Annotated in this window: 3 protein-coding genes; 2 read left to right on the top strand and 1 reads right to left on the bottom strand. The window is 73.1% G+C overall.

Going from position 1 to position 3,388, the window contains the following annotated elements:
• The coding region (locus tag GH736_RS19500) for an LLM class flavin-dependent oxidoreductase (RefSeq protein WP_159606300.1) at positions 1-892 on the bottom strand (892 nt) is incomplete at its 3' end.
• 240 nt (positions 893-1,132) lie between these two features.
• Between GH736_RS19500 and GH736_RS19495 the strand changes: the two genes are divergently transcribed.
• Positions 1,133-2,257 (top strand): LLM class flavin-dependent oxidoreductase, encoded by a 1,125-nt coding sequence (locus GH736_RS19495; RefSeq protein ID WP_235934493.1) that lies wholly within the window; start codon positions 1,133-1,135, stop codon positions 2,255-2,257.
• Positions 2,251-3,246: an ABC transporter permease gene (locus GH736_RS19490; protein ID WP_159606296.1), complete on the top strand. Its 996-nt coding sequence runs from the start codon at positions 2,251-2,253 to the stop codon at positions 3,244-3,246. The genes GH736_RS19495 and GH736_RS19490 overlap by 7 nt, the downstream gene beginning before the upstream one ends.
• The last annotated feature ends 142 nt before the right edge of the window (positions 3,247-3,388 follow it).

Genomic DNA, 3,388 nt, shown 5'->3' with positions numbered 1-3,388 from the left:
AGGGCGTCGCCTCGAGCAGCACGACGACGTCGGCGAGCACCGACAACGGCCGGCCCTCGCGTCCGACGCGGGACTCGGCGTCGCGCACCTCGCCGAGGATCGACGCGGCCTGCACGTCGTCGTGCGGCGTGACGAAGACGAGGTCGGCGCTCGTGGCGGCGAGCTCATAGGGGATCGTCTGGTGCGCGAGCGCGGTGACGAGCGGCTGGCCCTGCGGGGACCGCGGGGTGATCGAGGGGCCCTTGACCGAGAACCGCTCGCCTTCGAAGTCGGCGTAGTGCAGCTTGTCGCGGTCGACGAAGCGCGCCGTGGCGGCATCCCGGATGATCGCGTCGTCCTCCCAGCTGTCCCAGAGCCGGCGCACCACCTCGACGACGTCGCGCGCCTCGTCGAAGAGGTCGCGCACGACCTCGGAGTCGCCGCGGCGCACGGCGGCGTAGTCCAGCGGGGCGAGGTCGCGCCGGCCGAAGTGGCGGGCCTCGTGCGCCGCTCCCGACACCTGCACGCGCCAGCCGGCCCGGCCGCGGCTCGCGAAGTCGAGCGTCTGCAGGCCGGTCGCGACGTGGAACGGCTCGGTGTGGGTCGTGGTCACCGTCGGCACCAGCCCGATGCGGCTCGTCGCCGGCGCGATGAGCGACGCGATGAGCAGGGCGTCCAGCCGGCCGCGCACCTGGTCGGTGCGATCGTCGACGCCCCAGAACGAGGAGGACTGCAGGCCCAGCGCGTCCTCGATGGTGAGGAAGTCGACGCCGGCGCGCTCGGCCGTGCGGGCGAGGTCGATCCAGTACCCGGGGGTGAACAGCTCGGCCGGCCGCGCCGACGGGTCGCGCCATGCGGCCGGGTGCCAGCCTGCGCCGTCGAGGGCGAGGGCGATGGTGGTTCGTCGTGTCATAGCGGCCACTCTCGGCGGCGCACGCCGGCGGCGCAACGGCGCGTGTCATCCGGCGCCGCCGATCGCAACATCCCTTCATCCGGCGCCTTCCGGCGACCGATTCGGCGCGTCATCCGCCGTCGCAATCGCCACATCGCTTCACGCTGCGTCACGCGGCGTGACGACGTTTGCGGCGCGCTCCGAGCCGGGGAAACAGTGGTGCCGACCGCACAGGAACCACCACACGAAGAGGGAGACCCCGTGACGTCGACCACCGAGCTCACCGAACCCGCGTCCGTGGGCGCATCCGCACCGACCACTCGGCGACCCCTGGCGACCCTCGCCTTCCTCACGCCCGGCAACTACGACGACGCCTACCCCGAGCTGGGCCTCGAGGAGACGTTGCGCCTGTTCGAGGCGGGCGAGGGACTCGGGTTCGACGGCGCCTGGGTGCGGCAGCGGCACCTCGAGCACGGGGTCTCGTCGGCGGCGGTGTTCCTCGCCGCCGCCTCCCAGCGCACGTCCCGGATCCAGCTCGGCACCGGGGTGATCCCGATCGGGTACGAGAGCCCGTTCCGCCTCGCCGAGGACCTCTCCACGGCGGATGTGCTCTCGGGCGGACGACTGCAGGTGGGACTCAGCGCGGGCCGGCCGCCGCACGTGGAGCTCATCGGCGCGCGCGTCTTCGACGGCGACTGGACCGGGCAGGACTTCTCGCACGGCCGCATCGAACGGCTCCTCGACAACCTCGACGGCGGATTCCTCGGCGACGAGACGACGGTCATCCACTCGCCCGGCAACATCCAGCGTCCACGGCTCCAGCCGCACAGCCCCGGCCTCCGCGACCGCATCTGGTACGGCGCGGGGTCCCGCCACTCCGCCGAGTGGGCCGCGAGCCGGGGCCTCGGCCTGCTCACGGGCAACATCGTCTCGGGTGAGACGACCGATGACTTCGCGACCGCCCAGCTGGCGGTGCTCGACCGCTACCGGGAGTCGTACCGGGGCCGGGGCGCGCCGCGCGTCGCGCTCGGGCGGGTGATCGTCCCCACCGACGGCGCCGACCGACGCACGCGCTCGCGGTACGAGGAGTATCGCGCGAGCCGCATCGAGCGCACCCTGCAGCCGCACGGCGAGCGGCGCACCCTGTTCGCCCGCGACCTCGTGGGCAGCGCCGATGAGATCCTCGAGCAGCTCGCCGCAGACCCGGTGGTGGCGCGGATCACCGACCTGCGGGTCGAGCTGCCGTACGAGTTCTCGGGTGATGACTACCTCCAGATCCTCGACGACGTCGCGACGCGCATCGCACCCGAACTCGGATGGGACCCGGAGAGATCACGGGCGCAGGACGCGCCGGACGTGGCGGATGGAGGGGCCCCACGATGGTGAGGTATCTCGGCATCCGGCTCCTGCAGGCGGTGGGGGTGCTCTGGGCCGCGTACACCGTGGCGTTCCTCGTGCTCTACGCGCTGCCCGGCGACCCGGTGTCATTGCTGGCCGGAGCCGACGCGAACGACATCAGCCCGGAGCAGCTCGACGCACTGCGCGCGCAATACGGCCTCGACCGCCCCCTCGTCGTGCAGTACCTCGACCAGCTCGCCGCCGCGCTGCACGGCGACCTCGGACGCTCGCTCGTGAGCGGACGGCCCGTCACCGAGGTCATCGGCGAGGCCATCCCGCCCACGGCGGCGATCGCCTCGGCCGCGCTCGTGCTCGCCGTCGGGTTCGGGGCCGGTCTCGCGATCCTCGCGAACTACACCCGCCGCGGCTGGCTCGCGAACGTGCTGCTCGGCCTGCCCCCGCTCGGCGTCGCGATCCCGGCGTTCTGGTTCGGACTGATGCTCATCCAGTGGTTCTCCTTCACCCTGCCGATCCTCCCGGCCGTCGGCGATCGGGGACCGGCGTCGATCGTGCTGCCGGCCATCGCGCTCGCGTTGCCGACCGGGGCGATGATCGCCCAGCTGCTGTCGAAGAGCCTCGCGACGACCCTGTCGGAGCCCTATGTCGACACGGCGTGGGCGAAGGGCGCCGATCGCGCCCGCGTGCATCTCGGGCATGCGTTGAAGAACGCCGCGCTGCCCGCGCTCACCATCACCGGCTTGATCGTCGGCCAGCTCCTCTCGGGCACCCTCGTGACCGAGACGGTCTTCTCCAGGCCCGGGCTCGGCCGGGTGACCGCGGGCGCCGTGCAGCAGCAGGACGTGCCCGTCGTGCAGGGGATCGTGCTCTTCGCGGCGGCGGCGTTCGTCATCGCGAACCTGCTCGTCGACCTCGTGTACCCGCTGCTCGACCCCCGCATCCTCGGGGCGGGCGGCCGTGCCCGGTCGCGCACGCCGGGGCCCGCGCTCACGCCCGCCGCCAGGGAGGAGACCTCATGACCGAGACGGTCACGCTCACGTCGGGGGAGCGCCAGCAGTCCGACGACGTCTTCGCCGCCACCGCGTCGGCGCGCTTCGGAGATGCGGTGCGGTCGCGGTCGGCGGATGCCGCGTCCCGCACGGTCGGGATGGCCGGCGGCCT

Origin of the sequence: Agromyces humi, from assembly GCF_009720255.1 — a bacterium.
GTDB lineage: Bacteria > Actinomycetota > Actinomycetes > Actinomycetales > Microbacteriaceae > Agromyces > Agromyces humi.
Note: the sequence above shows the minus strand (reverse complement) of the source record. Positions and strands in the feature narration are given on the sequence as shown.